The organism is Plantactinospora sp. A48 (assembly GCF_055793945.1).
In genome coordinates this window covers 65,880-82,576 of record NZ_JBTIXF010000027.1, presented here as the reverse complement: position 1 = coordinate 82,576, position 16,697 = coordinate 65,880, and the positions used below count along the sequence as shown (strand labels likewise).

Annotated in this window: 14 protein-coding genes and 1 riboswitch; of the genes, 8 read left to right on the top strand and 6 right to left on the bottom strand. The window is 70.8% G+C overall.

From position 1 onward, the window contains the following. From ACXN5W_RS16220 to ACXN5W_RS16205, 4 genes are all read left to right on the top strand, one after another. A partial coding sequence (locus tag ACXN5W_RS16220; RefSeq protein WP_473159122.1) for a cellulose binding domain-containing protein occupies positions 1-478 on the top strand: 478 nt, incomplete at its 5' end. 163 nt (positions 479-641) lie between these two features. Next, complete coding sequence (locus ACXN5W_RS16215; RefSeq protein ID WP_473159121.1) at positions 642-1,223, top strand: PadR family transcriptional regulator; 582 nt, start codon at positions 642-644, stop codon at positions 1,221-1,223. Next, positions 1,220-1,948, top strand: coding sequence for an ABC transporter ATP-binding protein (locus ACXN5W_RS16210; RefSeq protein ID WP_473159120.1), 729 nt, complete (start codon positions 1,220-1,222; stop codon positions 1,946-1,948). Before ACXN5W_RS16215 ends, ACXN5W_RS16210 begins: the two co-directional genes overlap by 4 nt. Continuing rightward, positions 1,945-4,407 carry an FtsX-like permease family protein gene (locus tag ACXN5W_RS16205; protein WP_473159119.1) on the top strand — a complete coding sequence of 821 codons (2,463 nt, stop codon included), beginning with the start codon at positions 1,945-1,947 and terminating at the stop codon, positions 4,405-4,407. Before ACXN5W_RS16210 ends, ACXN5W_RS16205 begins: the two co-directional genes overlap by 4 nt. 25 nt (positions 4,408-4,432) lie before the next feature. On the opposite strand, the gene ACXN5W_RS16200 is transcribed toward ACXN5W_RS16205, so the two are convergent. The 5 genes from ACXN5W_RS16200 to ACXN5W_RS16180 form a co-directional block, all read right to left on the bottom strand. Then, on the bottom strand, positions 4,433-5,167 hold the full coding sequence (locus tag ACXN5W_RS16200; RefSeq protein WP_473159118.1) for an alpha/beta fold hydrolase: 735 nt from the start codon (positions 5,165-5,167) through the stop codon (positions 4,433-4,435). 46 nt (positions 5,168-5,213) lie between these two features. Then, a complete protein-coding gene (locus tag ACXN5W_RS16195; protein WP_473159117.1) occupies positions 5,214-6,080 on the bottom strand; it encodes an alpha/beta fold hydrolase in 867 nt (288 codons plus the stop codon). 167 nt (positions 6,081-6,247) lie between these two features. After that, positions 6,248-6,601 (bottom strand): cupin domain-containing protein, encoded by a 354-nt coding sequence (locus ACXN5W_RS16190; protein WP_473159116.1) that lies wholly within the window; start codon positions 6,599-6,601, stop codon positions 6,248-6,250. A 67-nt stretch (positions 6,602-6,668) separates the two neighbouring features. Beyond that, positions 6,669-8,552 (bottom strand): glycoside hydrolase family 15 protein, encoded by a 1,884-nt coding sequence (locus ACXN5W_RS16185; RefSeq protein ID WP_473159115.1) that lies wholly within the window; start codon positions 8,550-8,552, stop codon positions 6,669-6,671. Positions 8,553-8,606: 54 nt separating this feature from the next. Next, on the bottom strand, positions 8,607-10,001 hold the full coding sequence (locus ACXN5W_RS16180) for a dihydrolipoyl dehydrogenase family protein (protein WP_473159114.1): 1,395 nt from the start codon (positions 9,999-10,001) through the stop codon (positions 8,607-8,609). A 215-nt stretch (positions 10,002-10,216) separates the two neighbouring features. On the opposite strand from ACXN5W_RS16180, the gene ACXN5W_RS16175 reads away from it, so the two are divergent. Next, positions 10,217-11,323 carry a hypothetical protein gene (locus ACXN5W_RS16175; RefSeq protein WP_473159113.1) on the top strand — a complete coding sequence of 369 codons (1,107 nt, stop codon included), beginning with the start codon at positions 10,217-10,219 and terminating at the stop codon, positions 11,321-11,323. Then, entirely contained in the window at positions 11,320-11,847 is a 528-nt protein-coding gene (locus ACXN5W_RS16170; protein ID WP_473159112.1) for a SigE family RNA polymerase sigma factor, read from the top strand. Before ACXN5W_RS16175 ends, ACXN5W_RS16170 begins: the two co-directional genes overlap by 4 nt. 16 nt (positions 11,848-11,863) lie before the next feature. Here ACXN5W_RS16170 and ACXN5W_RS16165 read toward each other — a convergent pair whose 3' ends face one another. Then, positions 11,864-12,592 carry a helical backbone metal receptor gene (locus tag ACXN5W_RS16165; protein WP_473159111.1) on the bottom strand — a complete coding sequence of 243 codons (729 nt, stop codon included), beginning with the start codon at positions 12,590-12,592 and terminating at the stop codon, positions 11,864-11,866. Between the two features lie 137 nt (positions 12,593-12,729). Continuing rightward, a riboswitch (cobalamin riboswitch) is annotated at positions 12,730-12,936 on the top strand. Between the two features lie 131 nt (positions 12,937-13,067). Here ACXN5W_RS16165 and ACXN5W_RS16160 point away from each other — a divergent pair. Next, entirely contained in the window at positions 13,068-15,593 is a 2,526-nt protein-coding gene (locus tag ACXN5W_RS16160) for a ribonucleoside-diphosphate reductase subunit alpha (protein ID WP_473159110.1), read from the top strand. Then, positions 15,590-16,636 (top strand): ribonucleotide-diphosphate reductase subunit beta, encoded by a 1,047-nt coding sequence (locus tag ACXN5W_RS16155; RefSeq protein ID WP_473159109.1) that lies wholly within the window; start codon positions 15,590-15,592, stop codon positions 16,634-16,636. The genes ACXN5W_RS16160 and ACXN5W_RS16155 overlap by 4 nt, the downstream gene beginning before the upstream one ends. Positions 16,637-16,697: the final 61 nt, after the last annotated feature.

Here is a 16,697-nt window from a genome sequence, read left to right as displayed (position 1 = left end):
CACCGCAGTCCTCAACGCCCTCAACAACGCCACCACCACCGTCCCCGGCACCCCACCCACCAGCAACCCACCCACCAGCGCACCCCCGACCAGCAACCCACCCACCAGCGCACCGCCCACCAGCAACCCGCCGACGAGCGCGCCCCCGACCAGCGGGCCGCCCACCGGGCAGCCGGGTGCCTGCACCGCGAGTTACAAGATGATCAACAGCTGGGGCGGTGGCTTCCAGGGTGAGGTCACCGTGGCCAACAACGGTTCCAGCACCCTCAACGGCTGGACCGTACGGTTGACGCTGGCCGGTGGGCAGACCCTCGCCCAGGTCTGGAACGGTGTGAACACCGGAACCACCGGCACGGTCAGTGTCAGCAACGCCTCGTACAACGGTTCCGTCGGCGCGAACGCCTCGACCACCTTCGGCTTCCTGGCCAACGCGAGCAGCAACGCGGCGCCCAGCGTCGTCTCCTGCACCAGCCCCTGACCGACGGATCCGAGGCAATCCTTCGCACCAGGACCGACAGGGCCCGGAGCCAACGGCTCCGGGCCCTGCCCCTTGGGACGGCGCCCGGCCTTGGGACGACGGTCCTGGACAAGTTTTATATACCGAGTATGCTACCCGGCATGATATCGAGTGGAGTGCTGGCGTGAGCGTCCGGCACGCGTTGCTGGCGTTGCTGAGCGAAGGCCCGAAGTACGGCCTGCAGTTGCGCGAGGAGTTCGAGGCCCGCACCGGCGAGGTCTGGCCGCTCAACGTCGGCCAGGTTTACACCACCCTGCAGCGCCTGGAGCGCGACGGCCTGATCGAATCCGACGACGACACCGAACCCGGTCCGCAGAAGGGGTTCCGGATCACCGCCGAGGGCGCCGATGAGCTGGCCGGCTGGCTCCGTACGCCGCCCGACCTGGCCTCGCCGCCACGCGACGAGCTGGTGATCAAGATCCTGGTCGCGATGCGGCTGGCTGACGTCGACGTGCACGAGGTCATCCAGTCGCACCGGCGGTACCTGGTCGAGCTGATGCAGCAGTGGACCCGGCTCAAGGACGAAGAGGGCGATCTGGACCTCGGCCTGGCGCTGGTGCTGGACGCCGAGCTGTACCGGCTCGACTCCGTCGTGCGGTGGCTCGACACCGCCGACGGCCGGTTGCGGCGGGCCGCGCTCGAACCACCGGCCCCGGCGAGATCTCCGGCGCCGCGCATCCGACGCCGGGCGGGGGTACGCCGGTGAGTGGGGTGCTGGAACTGCGGGCGGTCTCGAAGACGTACCTGGACGGTGTCGACGAGGTGCGCGCGCTGTGGGAGGTGGACCTGACCGTCGAGCCGGGCAAGATGGTCGCGGTGATGGGCCCCAGCGGCTCGGGCAAGAGCACGCTGCTGACCATCGCTGGCGCGCTGGAGACGCCGACGGCCGGCGAGGTGCTGGTGGCTGGGCGGTCCCTGGCCGGAATGTCCCGGGAGGACCGGACCCGGCTGCGCCGGCGGACCATCGGCTACGTGTTCCAGGACTTCAACCTGCTGCCCGGGCTCACCGCCGCTGAGAACGTGGCGCTGCCGCTGGAGCTCGACGGCGTGTCGGCGGGCCGGGCCCGCGCGGCCGGCCTGCGCGTACTGGAGGAGTTGGGCCTGGCCGACCGGGCGTCCCGGTTCCCGGACCAGCTTTCCGGTGGCGAGCGCCAGCGGGTGGCGATCGCCCGCGCCGTCGTCGGGGACCGCCGGCTGGTGCTGGCTGACGAGCCGACCGGCGCGCTCGACTCGGCCGGCGGGGAGGCCGTGATGCGGATGATCCTGACCGCCTGCAAGCGTGGGGTGGGTGCGGTGGTGGTGACGCACGACGCGCAGCTCGCGTCCTGGGCCGACCGGGTCGTGTTCATCCGCGACGGCCGCATCGTCGACCGCACGGCTCCGCGCCCGGGTCCGGACACCCTGCTGGCCGAGGAGGCGAGCTCCCGATGAGCGTCGCTGTGCAGGATCCGCCGCTGGCGCTCGGCGCCGGTCACGGCGGGATGCCGGCGCGACGCGCCGTGGTGCGCTGGGCCTGGCGGCTGTTCCGCCGCGAGTGGCGCCAGCAGGCGATCGTGCTGGCTCTGCTGCTGATCGCCGTGGCGGCAACCACGGTGGGCCTCGGCGTCGGCGCCAACGCCCCGTCGGAGGCATCCGTCTTCGGCACCGCCGACCACCTGGTGACGTTGCAGGGCACCGATGCCCAACTCGCGGCCGACCTCGGCACGCTGCGCGCCTCGTTCGGGACGGTCGACGTGATCGGACACGGCCGGACGATTCCGGTACCCGGCTCGGCAGACGGGGTCGACCTGCGCACGCAGGACCCGCAGGGGCCGTACGGGCGGACGATGCTGCGGCTGGACTCCGGGCGCTGGCCGCAGGGCCCCGACGAGATCGCCGTCACCGAGCGGGTGGCGACGACCTTCGGCCTGCGCATCGGCGACGCCTGGGACCGGGACGGCCGGCGGCGGACCGTGGTCGGCCTGGTGGAGAACCCCCTCAACCTGCACGACCTGTTCGCCCTCCTGGCGCCCGGTGAGGCCACCGCGCCGGATCACGTCGACGTGCTGATCCGGGCATCCCAGCCGGACTTCGTCGCGAAACCGCGGCCGGCGGGCGCGGGGGTCCAGGTCCGCTCCACCGACCCGGACAGTTCCAGCCTGCTGGTGCTCATGCTGGCCACCATCGGGCTGGTGTTCGTCGGCCTGCTGGCGGTGGCCGGCTTCACCGTGCTGGCCCAGCGGCGACTGCGCGCGATCGGCATGCTCGGCGCGATCGGCGCGAGTCACCGGCACATCCGGCTGGTCCTGCTGGTCAACGGGGTGGTCACCGGCGGGGTCGGCGCCCTCGCGGGCGCGCTCGTCGGGATCGCCGGCTGGATCGCGTTGAGCCCTCGGCTGGAACCGTCACTCGGCCACCGCGTCGACCGGTTCCAGCTGCCCTGGACCCCGCTGCTGCTGGCCGTCCTGCTGGCCACCATCACCGCCGTCGTGGCAGCCTGGTGGCCGGCGCGCACCGTCGCGCGCGTCCCTACCACCGCCGCCCTGTCCGCGCGGCCCGCACCACCCCGGCCGGTCCACCGGTTCGCGACGTTCGGCGCGGTGCTGCTGATCGTCGGCCTGGCCGCGCTGTTCCTGGCGCAGCAGACGAAGGTGCCGTTCATCCTCGGAGGTGTGCTGGCCACGGCGATCGCCCTGCTGCTGCTCGCCCCGATCGGCATCGCCACCATCGGACGGCTCGGGCGCCACGCTCCGCTGGCGGCCCGGCTGGCGATGCGGGATCTGGCGCGATACCGGGCCCGCTCCAGCGCGGCACTGGCCGCGATCACGCTGGCCGTCGGCATCGCCGCCGTGGTCGCCCTGAGCGCCGGCGTCACGGTGGCGAAGGCGGCGGCCCCCATCGGGGGAAACCTGCCCGCCGATCAGGTCATCGTCTGGCTGTCGCCGGAGGCCATGGACGGGCCGGTGCCGATCGTCTCCGCCAGCCAGGTCGAGGCGATGCGCAAGCAGGTCGACACCATCGCCGCCGACCTGCGCGCCGGTCCGGTGCTCCCGCTCACCGGTGCCATCAACCCGGAGGGTCGGCCTGAACGTGGCGGCCGGCCGCCGGTCGGGCTGGGCAAGCCACACGCGGTGGACGGCGGAGTCAGGTACAGCAGCAGCGAAACGGTGCCGGTGTTCGTCGCCACGCCCGAACTGCTGGCGTACTACGGCATCGACCCGGCGAGCATCAACGCCGACAGCGACCTGCTGACTCCCCGGGCGAGCATCGCCGGGTACGACCTGATCGGCGGCGGCGCACGCGACTGGCACCCGACCCTGCGGCACGTCACCCTGCCCAGCTACGGGTCGCTACCGAACGTGCTGATCACGCCGTACGGCCTGACCCGCAACCGGATGCACCTGACGACGATCCCGGTCGGCTGGCTGATCAAGGCACCGGACGCGCTGACCCCGACGCAGCTCGACAAGGCCCGGCAGACGGCGGCGGCGGTCGGACTCAACGTCGAATCGCGCCCGACCGGTGCGGATCAGGCCCGGCTGGCGAACAACTTCACCGCGGCGGGCGTCATCCTGGCCCTCGGCGTGCTCGCCATGACCGTTGGGTTGATTCGCAACGAAACGGCCGGTGACCTGCGCACCCTCGCCGCGACCGGCGCCCGGCGAGGTACCCGGCGGGCGCTCACCGCGGCCACCGCCGGGGTCCTGGCGCTGGGTGGGGCGGTCATCGGCACCGCCTGCGCCTACCTGGCGCTGCTGGCCTGGTACCACCGGGAGGCGCACTGGTTGGCCCACCCGCCGGTGCTCGATCTGACCGCCATCCTGATCGGCCTGCCGCTCGTCGCGTACCTCGGCGGATGGGTCCTGGCCGGACGGGAGGCGCGGGCCCTCGGTCGTCAGCCGCTGGACTGAGAAGCGCGAACCCGTGCCGGCCGGTTCACCGGGAGACGCTGTCGAGGGCCTGCGTGATGACGTCGGTGACGGTCTGCGGCTGGGTGACCATGACGACGTGCGAGGCGTCGACCTGGGTGATCGTGGCGCCGGCGCGTTCGGCCATGTGGAGCACGGCGTCGCTTCCGGCGGCCTTGTCGCCGGTGGCGACGACGGCCCAGGAGGGCAGTTTCTTCCAGGCGGGATCCGTGGTGGGTGTGGAGAAGCCGAGCGCGGAGATCGGGCGTTGGGTGGCCGCCATCACGGCGGCGTCCTGCTCGGCGACATCGGCGGCGAACGCGTCATGGAACTTCGCCGGATCGATGAGGAATTCCGTCTCGGTGCCGTTCGCGGTCGGATACTGCACCTGAAGCAAGGAGGGAGTCAGGACGCTGTCCTTGGAGTTGCCCTCGATGTCCATGAGGGTCTCGTCCTCCTCGGGAGCGAACGCGGCCACATAGACCAGGCCGACGACGTTGTCGGCGCGCGAGGCGGCGTTGGTGATGACCGCCCCGCCGTAGGAGTGGCCCACCGCGAGTACCGGTCCCGGTACCTGGCGCAGCGCACTCGCCACGTAGGCGGCGTCCTCCGCGAGGCCACGTAGCGGATTGGGCACCGCCATCACCGTGACGCCGGTGGCCATCAGCCGGGCCACCACGCCGTTCCAGCCGGAACTGTCGGCGAAGGCTCCGTGTACCAGGACGACCGTCGGTCGGCCGGAACCTGAAGACGAGTTGGCCATGGTGTCTCCTTCTGGCGAGATGGGTGATCGGGCCGGGCGAGAGGGCTCAGCCGAGCGTGCGGCCCAGGAAGCCTCGGGCGTAACCGGCGATGACGTCCAGGTGGCTCTCCAGGGCGAAGTGCCCGGCATCGATGAGATGCACCTCGGCGTCGGGCGAGTCGTTCTGGAAGGCGGTGGCGCCGGCCGGAACGAAGATCTCGTCGTTGCGACCCCAGACGGCGAGCACGGGAACCTTGCTGTCCCGGAGGTACTGCTGCGCCTTCGGGTACAGGGGGAGGTTCGTCTTGTAGTCCTCGACCAGGTGCATCTGGATCCGGTCATTACCGGGCCGGTCGATGATTTCCTGGGCGTGCCGCCAGCCGTCCGGACTGACCAGCGCCGGGTCGGACACGCCGTGGTAGAACTGCCAGCGGGTGGTTTCCGGTTGCAGGGCCTGGCGTACGCCGGGTTCGGTTTCCGGCCCCGGATTCTTGGCGTAGGCGAACAGCGGCGCCCAGAACTTCTCCCCGAACCCGTCCATGTAGGCGTTGCCGCTCTGGGTGATGATCGCCGTGATGCTCTCCGGGCTACCCAGGGCGAGCCGCAGCGCGATCGGGGCGCCGTAGTCGTGCATGTAGACGGCGTACTTCCGGACCTTCAGATGCGCCAGCAGTTTGGCCGTCACGTCGGTCAGCGCGTCGAAGGTGTACGGGAACGTCTCCGGTGCGGGTGCGGCGGATGAGCCGTACCCGATGTGGTCGGAAGCGATCACGTGATACCGGTCGGCGAGCAGCGGGATCAGCTCACGGAACATGAAGGAACTGCTGGGGAAGCCGTGCAGCAGCACCACCGCCGGTGCGTCGACCGGACCCGCCTCCCGGTAGAAGACGTCCATGCCGTCGATCTTGGCGGTGCGGTGGTACACGGAAACCATGTGTCCCCCTGATGGGCGCGACCCGGAGACCGCATCGTCCCCGACCTGGCCGGACCCCTTGTCCCGAGTATTGGCGCCGTAGCCGCGCGGCGTCCGACGAGTAGGAAGATGACCTTGGCGCGGGTCAGGCGCGGGCCGGCGCTGGGCTGGTGGCGCGGGAGAGCCCGTCAGTCGCACTGGGTGACCAACGGCTCGTGCGCGTCGACGAAGTACGTCGAGAGCATCATGGTGGTGACGTCGTCGGTGATGTTCCGGGCGTTGTGCACGATTCCGGGGGGAATCAGGAAGGGCTGCCCGGCCTGGATGGTCAGGGTGGGGCGGTCGTCGAACTCCATCGCGACCGTGCCGTGGATGAGGAAACCCACCTCCTCGCCGGGATGCCGGTGCCGGCCCGACGCCAGCCCCACCGGGATCTCGAACAGCGTCTGGACGATCAACCGGCCCGGCACGGACGCCGGATGCCGCTGCAACTCGGTACGCCGGACGGCCGGCGGTTCCGCGGCCCCATGGTCGTACGACATGTGCCCTCTCCTGTCCCTGTGCCCGGGGTTCCCGGGAGCGCCCACGGTCGGTCTCGGCTGGTCGCGCTTACCCCCTGTCGAGGTCCGCATCCGTCACCACCGCACCGGACCGGGCCTCCGCGTCGGACCGGCCCGACGTCCTTCGGGGCAGACGGTGGTCGGACGGTTCGCCGCCCATCCCGGGGGTGCCGCCGGTGAGGTCGCTCAGCCTGCCCGCGGCGTTGATGAGGCCGATGTGGGAGAACGCCTGCGGAAAGTTGCCCAGTTGCTCGCCGGTGAACGGGTCGAGCTGTTCGGCGAACAGACCCAGGTCACTGGCCCGGCCGACGAGATCCTCGAACAGCCGCTCGGCCCGGTCGTGGTCACCGGCCAGGATGAGGCAGCACACCAGCCAGAACGAGCAGATGACGAAGCCGGCCGGATCGCCCTCCCAGCGGCGTACCAGGCCGTCGTGGGACAACCGCCGCTCGATCACCGAGATGGTGGAGCGCATCCGGGGTACGTGCGCGGGGAGGAAACCGACAAGCGGCATCAGCAGCACCGAGGCGTCCAGCTCCGCGCCGTCCAACGTGCCGGTGTAGGCGCCCAGAGATTCGTTCCAGCCATGGACGAGCACGGTCTCGCGCACCTCGTCCCGGGCGGCAGCCCAGCGGGCGATGTCCGCCGGCTCGCCGAGTCGCGCGCCGAAGCGCACCGCCCGGTCCAGCGCGGTCCAGCACTGCACCTTCGACGAGAGGTGATGCCGCTGCGTGTCCCGGGCCTCCCACATGCCGGCGTCGGGTAACCGCCAGTCGGTGACGGTCCGGTCGGCCAGCGTACGCAGCAGGTGGCGGATGTCGGTGGGCAGCGGATCGTCGAGATGATCGCGCATCAGCCACGCCGCGCCGAGCGCCTCACCCGGAACGTCGGTCTGACGCTGCCGCCACGCGTCGTTGCCGATCATGACGGGTCGACTGTCGGCGTATCCGGTCAGGTGGTCCAGTCGGTGCTCGGTGAGATCCCGCTCGCCCTGGACCCCGTACATGATCGGCACCAGATCGTCGCCAACCCGGCCCATCGCCCGGCCCAGCCACCCGAACTGCCGGTTGACCTCGTCGGAGCAGGCGGCCCGCCACAACGCCTCCAGGGTGAAGCTGAAGTCGCGCACCCAGACGAAACGGTAGTCGTAGTTCCGCTCACCATTGAGCTGCTCGGGTAGCGAGGTGGTCGCCGCCGCCACGATCGCGCCGCTGGGCCGGTAGGTCAGACCCTGGACGACCAGGGCGCTGCGTCGTACCTGATCCCGATAGCGACCCTGGTAGTCGTGCAGATCGATCCACGACCGCCACCCGGACACGGCGTTGTCGACGACCTCCTCGGCGGCGTACACGGCCGGCGGGTCGGTGACGTAGGCCGGCGCGTAGCCGAGGGTGAAGGTCTCGGTCTGCCCGCCGGACACGGTGAACTCGCCGAATGCCTCACCGTCGCCGCAGGTCAACGGCACGCTCGCGCGCAACCCCAGCCGAGCGGTGCCGGCGCCGGCGGTCAACACGTCGTCCTCCTCCCGCAGGAAGGCGGCGACGCGGCCGTACTCGAAGCGGGGGCGGTAGCACAGTCGCATCGACACCGCGCCGGACAGCCCGGACACGATCCGGGCGAGCAGCCGGGGCGAACGCAGGCCGACATCGTGGCCCCGGGCCCCCGGTTCCAGCGCGAGGGTGTCGACCACGGCCACCGAACCCTGTTCCGTGACGTGCACCGTGCGCAGTACCAGCGTGTCGGTCAGGTACGACCATTCGGAGCGCGCGTCGTGGGCCGGACTGATGGACCAGTGTCCCGCGTCGGGGTCGAGGAGCCGCCCGAACACCGATGGCGCGTCGAAACGACCGGGGCACCACCAGTTCACCGATCCGGACCGGTCCACGAGGGCACCGCTGTGCCCGTCCGCGAGAAAGGCGTGGTCGCTGATCATCGCCTCACCCGTCGCCGGTCGCGCCCGCCCGCCGTGCGGCAGGCACCTGCGGATTCACCGGACGGGCTCCGGCGCCAGCTGCGCGAACAGCAGATTGAGCCCTTCCGTCATCGTCGGATGCGTGATGACGGCGTCGCGCAGCACGGTGCAGGGCAGGTCGGCCAGCATCGCCAACTGGACACTGGTGATCACCTCGCCAGCCTCGGCGCCGAGCAGGGTGGCGCCGAGAATCCGGTCGGTGTGGGCGTCGATCACCGCTTTCCACATCCCGGTGGTCTGCCGCAGCGTTCGGGCCCGGGGGATCGCGGCGACGGGCAGCCGGACGACCCGGATCTGGTGTCCGGCGGACCGCGCCGCATCCTCGGTGAGTCCGACCCGGGCCAGCTCGGGGGTGGTGAACACCGTGTACGGGATGAGCCGGCCGGCGGTGCTTCGCGGCGTGCCCACGAGCTGGGACCGGATGACCCGATAGTCATCCAGCGAGGCGTGCGTGAACTGCGGACTGCCCGCGACGTCACCCGCGGCCCAGGTCGCCTCGGCGCTGGTCCGCAGGTACTCGTCCACCACGACGAACCCGCGCTCCCCGGTCCGTACGCCCGCCGCTTCGAGGTCCAGTTCCGCCGTGACGGGGGCCCGGCCGACCGCCACGAGCACGGCATCGCCGTCAACCGCGCTGCCGTCCTCGAGTGTCACCCGCGCCAACCCGTCCGGGTTCCGGTCCAACCGGGCCACCCTGCTGCCGGTGCGTATCTCGATCCCGTCCGCGGCGAAGATCTCCGCCACCGCGGCACTGATCTCCGGCTCCTCCCGCGCGAGCAGCCGAGGGCCCGCCTCGATGATGGTCACGGCGCTGCCGAACGCCCGGAACATCTGCGCGAACTCCACCCCGACCGTGCCGCCGCCCAGCACCGTCAACCGTTGCGGCAACCGATCCAGGCGCAGAAGATCGTCACTGGTGAGCACCCCTGCCTCGGCGAGACCCTGGATCGGCGGCAGGAAGGGTCGGGTGCCGGTGTTGATCACCACGCTGGTGCCGTGGATCAGCCGGGTGCCGCCGTCGGGCAGCGTCACCCGCACCGTACGCGGGGCGACGAACCGGGCCGTCCCGATCACCAGGTGCAGACCGGACTCCGTGAACTGCTGACGGTTCGCGGCCACCATGCCGTCGACCACGCCCTCCTTGTGGGCGCGCAGGAGATCCACGTCGACGTGCGAGCCCGCGACGGCAATTCCCAGTTCATCGGCGGTACGCACCAGACGGGCGGCCCGGGCGCTCGTGACCAGAGCCTTCGTCGGAATGCAGGCCACGTTGATGCAGCTGCCACCGATCATGGCCCGCTCGACCATCGCCACCGACATACCCGAACGGGCCAGATCCATCGCCAGCGTCTTTCCGGCCTTCCCGCCGCCGACCACCAGGACGTCGAACCGTTCCGCCGCAGCATCCATCCGGTCCCCTCCCTCGGAACCAGGCGGACGCCGACGACCGATGGCCCGCGTCCGTCCCGGCCTGCTGAGAATCGCAGTCGTACCACCGGCGGACGCCCGGATCAGGCGCGGATCATCCTTTCGGGCGGACCCGCCAGGACAGGTCCGGGATGGAACCCCGGCGGGGTCCGGTGCCTTTGGGAGGTTGACGCGATTCCTCCACCAAGGGAGCCATCATGAACGAGCGTTTCCGGACCCTGCTGGATGAGGCGGTGAACGATCTCCAACCGGCCAACCCTGATCCGGTTCCCGCGATCGTCGGCCGTGGTCGGGCCGCCCGGCGGCGGACGATCGGGGCGGGCGCGCTGGCCGTGGTCATGCTGTCCGGCCTCGCGGTGGCCGCCGGCGCGCAGGTGGTCGAGCGCACGGAGCCGGCCGCCGCGACCGTGGCCGCACAGCCCCCGACACCGCGCGTCGTCGGCCGCACGGTCGTGGCCGGCGACGTCAGGATCCCGATCCCGCCGGGGTGGCAGGTGGTCGTCGACGACCCGACGGGACCGTGCAGAGAACTGAAGAACACGGTTCTGATCTATTCCTCCGACGAGGATTCCTGCCAGTACGCATCCATGGAGATCGGCCCACCGGTCAGGATGAACCGGCTCGGGTCGATCGAGGAGAGGCAGAAGAGCCACCAAGCGGACCGTCCGCGAAATCTTCCCCATCCGGGGCTCCCGCCGCGCCCGTACACGCTCAACGGAGGCGCACCTGCGTGGCTCGCCCGGTCCATCTCCAACAGTCCAAACGACCCGCTGGTCAACCCAGCCAGCTACGACTACTGGAACAGCCTGCTCCTACCGTGGTCGCAGGTGCGGGTGACGATGCGGGTGCCCGGACCCCAGCAGCAGCGGATCCTCGACTCGATAGGCGTCAGGCCGGCTGCCGGTGCCGGCCGCCTCGTTCTGCCGGACTCGTCCACGATCCTTTTCGCCTCGGCCGCGAACGGCAGCCCCAGGCCGGATGGCGGCTCGGTAACCGACGCCCGCAGCGTCGACATGGTGTTGCGACTGCTCCGCTCCCAGCACAGGGAGGTCGACGGTCGGCACTCCTGCGCCAACCCCGCCCTGCCGTCCCTTCAACTCGCTCTGGGAAAGAGGCCGACGGGGAATGAGCCCCTGGTGACCGACCCCGCCGAGACGCGGAAAATCTTCCTCACCCCGGCCCCTCAGATCGTCATCAGCCTCGGCGACTGCCGCGAGGCGGTGTCCTCGGAGGGCGGCCGGGTGCGGTTGAGCCAGCAGGCCATGGACGAGCTGCTACGCCTGCTCGGGATCGGAACCCGTTGACGGGCCCGAACGGGTTCGCCGAGTTCGTCTCGGCGCGGTACGCCGCGCTGGTGCGGCACGGTGTGTTGCTCACCGGGGATCGTGGGCACGGCGAGGACCTTGCCCAGGAGGCGCTGATCAGGACGTACCGGGCCTGGCGCCGCCTGTACCCCGACGGCGACCCGGAGGCGTACACCCGGCGGGTGATGGTCCGCGCCGCCTGGCGGGCCGGGCGCCGCATGTGGCGGCGCGAGATACCGGCAGCCGTGCTGCCGGAGCGTTCCGCGCCCGACCCGTACGACAGCACCGACACCGCACACCTGGTGCTCGCTGCCCTGCGCGAGCTGCCCGCCCAACAGCGGGTGGTACTCGTGCTGCGGTACTGGGCGGGCCTTTCCGAACAGGAGATCGCCGCGCAGTTGGGGTGTTCGCCCGGCACGGTCAAGAGCCGCGCCAGCCGGGCCCTGGCCACCCTACGTGCTCAGGGCGGCCCGCTGGCGTCAGTCGAGGTCGAGCCGTTGCTCGTCCGGGAGTTGGCCGGCTGATCTCCCGGCGCCGGGGTCAGTGGGTTCCGGGCGCGGACCGGGCGAGCTGGGCGGTCAGGATCCGGGGTGCTTCGGCGAGTGAGGGCCCGTACCAGGTCAGGTGGCGTCCGGAGACCAGGGCGCAGGGGAGGTCGGGGAACGCCTCCGGACCGTCGGTGCGGGAGAACGGGTACGGCTCGTCGGGCAGCACGACCAGGTCGGGGGCCGTGCCGCGCAGTTCGTCGAGGGTCGGTCGGGGATATCTGTCGGCGGTCTCGGAGTAGCGGTTGTGCAGGCCGAACCGGCGCAGGACGTCGGCGGCGAAGGTGTCGCCACCGGCCACGATCCACGGGCGTCGCCAGACCGGGACGACGACGGAGCGTGGTGGTGTGGCGGGGGTGAGGCTGGCCCAGGCGGCGCGTGCCTGGGCCAGCCACCCGGGCTCCCGGTCCGCACCGAGGTGTCGCAGCAGGTCGGCGAGTTCGTCGAGGGCCTGGTCGACGGTCCGGGGGTAGGTGAGCCGGACGGTTGTCCCGGCCGCCTGGATCGCCTCGGCGTCCGACCGCCGGTTCTCTTCGACGTTCATGAGTACGACGTCCGGCCGCAGCGCGAGCACCCGGTCGAGGTCGGGGTACTTGCTGCCGCCGACGCGCGGCACGGCCAGCCCGGCGGGGTGGGTGCAGTAGTCGGTGGCGCCGACGAGGAGTCCGGGCAGGGTGGCCGCGACGGCTTCGGTCAGCGACGGGACCAGGGACACCACTCGCATCGCTGGTCCTCCCCTCCGCACCGGCCGGAGCCCATTCTGGCCGGTACGTCGAGGAGTCGGGGGCCCGGCCGGCCGCGAATCCACAGTGACATGCCCGACACAGCATCTGGTGTTTCCTCCGGACGCCGTACCCATATATGGTGTTGCCCGCAGCTGGTCCGGCTACCGACCGTCGGTAGCCGGGGCAAGAGGGAACCCGGTGGGAATCCGGGACTGCCCCGCAGCGGTGAGTGGGAACGGCCGCCGTCACACAGCACTGGATCCTCGGGTCTGGGAAGCGACGGCCAGTAGGCACGAGTACGACGCCCACGAGTCCGAAGACCTGCCAGCGCGCCGCACGTGTCGCGTGCGGCGGTCGAAGGCCGCGCGGGACGGCCGACGCCACCAGCCGGGCCGTCGGCAGGCATGCCGAGGGCGACCGGTGGCGTCCTTCCGCGCGTCCGTCGACCATCTGGACGGGTGCGAGGAGGGGGACATGACCGCAACGCGAGAGCGGGTCGCGCCGGATCAGCCAGCGCCGGATCAGTCAGCGCCGGATCGGATGGTGCCGGAGCAGGCGGTGCCGGAGCAGCGCCGGCAGGTGATGCGGGTCCGTAAGCGCAACGGCGATGCCGAGCCGGTGGACGTCAACAAGATCGTCCGGGCGGTGGAGCGGTGGGTCGCCGACCTCGACGAGGTGGATCCGCTGCGGGTGGCGACGAAGACGATCAGCGGTCTCTACGACGGCGCGACCACCGCCGAGTTGGACAAGCTGTCGATCCAGACGGCGGCCGAGCTGATCGGCACGGAGCCGCAGTACTCACGGCTGGCGGCGCGGCTGCTGGCGGCGTACGTGGACAAGGAGGTTCGCGGGCAGCAGGTGGCGAGCTTCAGCCAGTCCATCCGGTACGCCCACGGTCTGGGGCTGATCGGGGACGACACGGCCGCGTTCGTGGCGCGCAACGCCCGCAAGCTCGACGACGCCGTCGACCCGGCCGGCGACCTGCGGTTCGAGTACTTCGGACTGCGTACCGTCGCCGACCGGTACCTGCTGCGGCATCCGCAGTCGCGGCTGGTGGTGGAGACGCCGCAGTACTGGCTGTTGCGGGTCGCGTGCGGGCTGTCCCGGACGCCGGGTGAGGCGATCGGCTTCTACCGGCTGATGTCGTCGCTGGCGTACCTGCCGAGTTCGCCGACGTTGTTCAACTCCGGGACCCGGCACACCCAGATGTCGTCGTGTTTCCTGGTCGACTCGCCGCGCGACGAACTGGACTCGATCTACGAGCGGTACCACCAGGTGGCGAAGCTGTCGAAGTTCTCCGGCGGCATCGGCATCTCCTGGTCGCGGATACGCGGTCGGGGCGCCCTGATCCGGGGCACGAACGGCAGGTCGAACGGCATCGTGCCGTTCCTGAAGACCCTCGACGCCGGGGTGGCGGCGGTCAACCAGGGCGGCCGGCGCAAGGGCGCGGCCTGTGTCTACCTGGAGCCGTGGCACCCGGACATCGAGGAGTTCCTGGAACTGCGGGACAACACCGGTGAGGATGCCCGGCGTACCCACAACCTCAACCTGGCCAACTGGATCCCGGACGAGTTCATGCGCCGGGTCGAGGCGGACGGCGAGTGGTCGCTGGTCGACCCGTCCGACGCGCCCGAGCTGCCCGACCTGTTCGGCGAGGCGTTCGACGAGGCGTACCGGGCGGCCGAGAAGAAAGCGGTCCGGACGGTCAAGGCCCGGGACCTGTACGGGCGGATGATGCGCACCCTGGCGCAGACCGGCAACGGCTGGATGACGTTCAAGGACCCGTCGAACCGGCTGTCCAACCAGACCGGGACGCCGGGGAACACGATCCACCTGTCGAACCTGTGCACCGAGATCCTGGAGGTCAACGACGACACCGAGACCGCGGTCTGCAACCTGGGCTCGATCAACCTCGGCGCGCACGTGACCGCCGACGGCGTCGACTGGGAGAAGCTGCGGGCGACCGTACGCACCGCCGTGGTGTTCCTGGACCGGGTGATCGACATCAACTACTACCCGGCCCAGCAGGCGGCGGCGTCGAACCCGCGCTGGCGGCCGGTCGGGCTCGGGCTGATGGGCCTTCAGGACGCCTTCTTCACCCTGCGCCTGCCGTTCGACTCGGCCCAGGCGATGGAGCTGTCCACCCGGGTGCAGGAAGAGATCCTGCTGACCGCGCTGGAGACCTCGGCGGGGCTCGCCGAACGGTCCGGCCCACATCCGGCGTACGCGCAGACCCGCGCGGCCCGGGGCGAGCTGCACCCGGACCTGTGGGGGGCCGTGCCCACCCAGACCGGGCGGTGGGCCGCGCTGCGTACGGCGATCGCCAAGCACGGGCTGCGCAACTCGCTGCTCGTCGCGATCGCCCCGACCGCGACGATCGCGTCGATCGCCGGTTGCTACGAGTGCATCGAGCCGCAGGTGTCCAACCTGTTCAAGCGCGAGACCATGTCCGGCGAGTTTCTCCAGGTCAACAACTACCTGGTTGACGAGTTGAAGGCCCGTGGCCTGTGGACGGCGCAGATCCGGGAACAGATCAAACGCGCGGAGGGCTCGGTGCAGGGCATCACCGAGCTGCCCGCCGACGTCCGGGAGGTGTTCCGGACCGCGTGGGAGCTTCCGCAGCGGGCCCTGATCGACCTCGCCGCCGCCCGTGCCCCGTACATCGACCAGTCGCAGTCGCTGAATCTGTTCATGAGCGCGCCGACCATCGGCAAGCTCTCCTCGATGTACCTGTACGCCTGGAAGTCCGGGCTGAAGACCACCTACTACCTGCGGTCGCGTCCGGCGACCCGGATCCAGCAGGCCACCGTCGCCGTCACGCCGACGGTGAATCCGGTCGGGTCGGTGCCGCCAGCCGGCACTCCGGTCGGGCCGGTGCCGCCGGTCGTGGCGCCGGTCGGGTCGGTGGCGTCGGCGATCCCGCCGGTCGTCGCGGTGAGTGACGACGAGGCGTTGGCCTGTTCCCTGGAGAACCCCGAAAGCTGCGAGGCCTGCCAGTGACCACCAGTCCCGAAACCCGCACCGGCGCCAGCGTCGCTGAGCGGCACCTGCTGCTCGACCCTGGCATGGACCTGACCCTGCGGCCGATGCGCTACCCGCGGTTCTTCGACCGGTTCAAGGACGCCATCAAGAACACCTGGACCGTCGAGGAGGTCGACCTGCACTCCGACCTCGCCGATCTGGCCCGGCTGTCCCCGGCGGAGCAGCACCTGGTGTCCCGGCTGGTGGCGTTCTTCGCCACCGGCGACACGATCGTCGCGAACAACCTCGTGCTGAACCTCTACCAGCACGTCAACTCCCCGGAAGGCCGCCTCTACCTGTCCCGGCAGCTGTTCGAGGAGGCGGTACACGTCCAGTTCTACCTGAACCTGCTGGACACCTACGTTCCGGACGAGAAGGAGCGGTTCGAGGCGTTCGCGGCGGTGGAGAACATTCCGTCGATCGCCCGGAAGGCCGAGTTCTGCTTCAAGTGGATCGACTCGATCTTCGAGCTGCGGGAGCTGCGGACCCGCGCGGACCGGCGCGCGTTCCTGCTCAACCTGATCTGCTTCGCCGCCTGCATCGAGGGGCTGTTCTTCTACGGCGCCTTCGCGTACGTGTACTTCCTGCGCTCCCGGGGTGTGCTGCACGGCCTCGCCTCGGGCACCAACTGGGTGTTCCGGGACGAGTCCATGCACATGGCCTTCGCCTTCGACGTGGTCGACACCGTCCGGGCCGAGGAGCCGGACCTGTTCGACGCCGAGATGGAGCGGCAGGTCAGGGACATGCTGACCGAGGCCGTGGAGTGTGAGGTCCAGTTCGCCGCGGACCTGCTCGAACAGGGGGTCTCCGGGATGTCGCTGGCCGACATGCGCCAGTACCTGCAGCATGTCGCCGACCGCCGCCTGGCCATGCTCGGCATCGAGCCGGTGTACGGCAGCCCCAACCCGTTCGCCTTCATGGAGTTGCAGGACGTGCAGGAGCTGTCGAACTTCTTCGAGCGACGGGTGTCGGCCTACCAGGTCGGGGTGACCGGCGCGGTCAGCTTCGACGACGACTTCTGAGCCGTCGCGCGCCGTCCCGGGCGTCCGTCCGGGACGGCGGCGAACCGGCGCGTCGACAGGG

Coding starts and splice junctions, on each gene's coding strand:
- ACXN5W_RS16205 (WP_473159119.1), top strand. CDS start 1,945: ATGAGCGTCGCTGTGCAGGATCCGCCGCTGGCGCTCGGCGCCGGTCAC.
- ACXN5W_RS16200 (WP_473159118.1), bottom strand. CDS start 5,167: ATGGCCAACTCGTCTTCAGGTTCCGGCCGACCGACGGTCGTCCTGGTA.
- ACXN5W_RS16195 (WP_473159117.1), bottom strand. CDS start 6,080: ATGGTTTCCGTGTACCACCGCACCGCCAAGATCGACGGCATGGACGTC.
- ACXN5W_RS16190 (WP_473159116.1), bottom strand. CDS start 6,601: ATGTCGTACGACCATGGGGCCGCGGAACCGCCGGCCGTCCGGCGTACC.
- ACXN5W_RS16185 (WP_473159115.1), bottom strand. CDS start 8,552: ATGATCAGCGACCACGCCTTTCTCGCGGACGGGCACAGCGGTGCCCTC.
- ACXN5W_RS16180 (WP_473159114.1), bottom strand. CDS start 10,001: ATGGATGCTGCGGCGGAACGGTTCGACGTCCTGGTGGTCGGCGGCGGG.
- ACXN5W_RS16175 (WP_473159113.1), top strand. CDS start 10,217: ATGAACGAGCGTTTCCGGACCCTGCTGGATGAGGCGGTGAACGATCTC.
- ACXN5W_RS16165 (WP_473159111.1), bottom strand. CDS start 12,592: ATGCGAGTGGTGTCCCTGGTCCCGTCGCTGACCGAAGCCGTCGCGGCC.
- ACXN5W_RS16160 (WP_473159110.1), top strand. CDS start 13,068: ATGACCGCAACGCGAGAGCGGGTCGCGCCGGATCAGCCAGCGCCGGAT.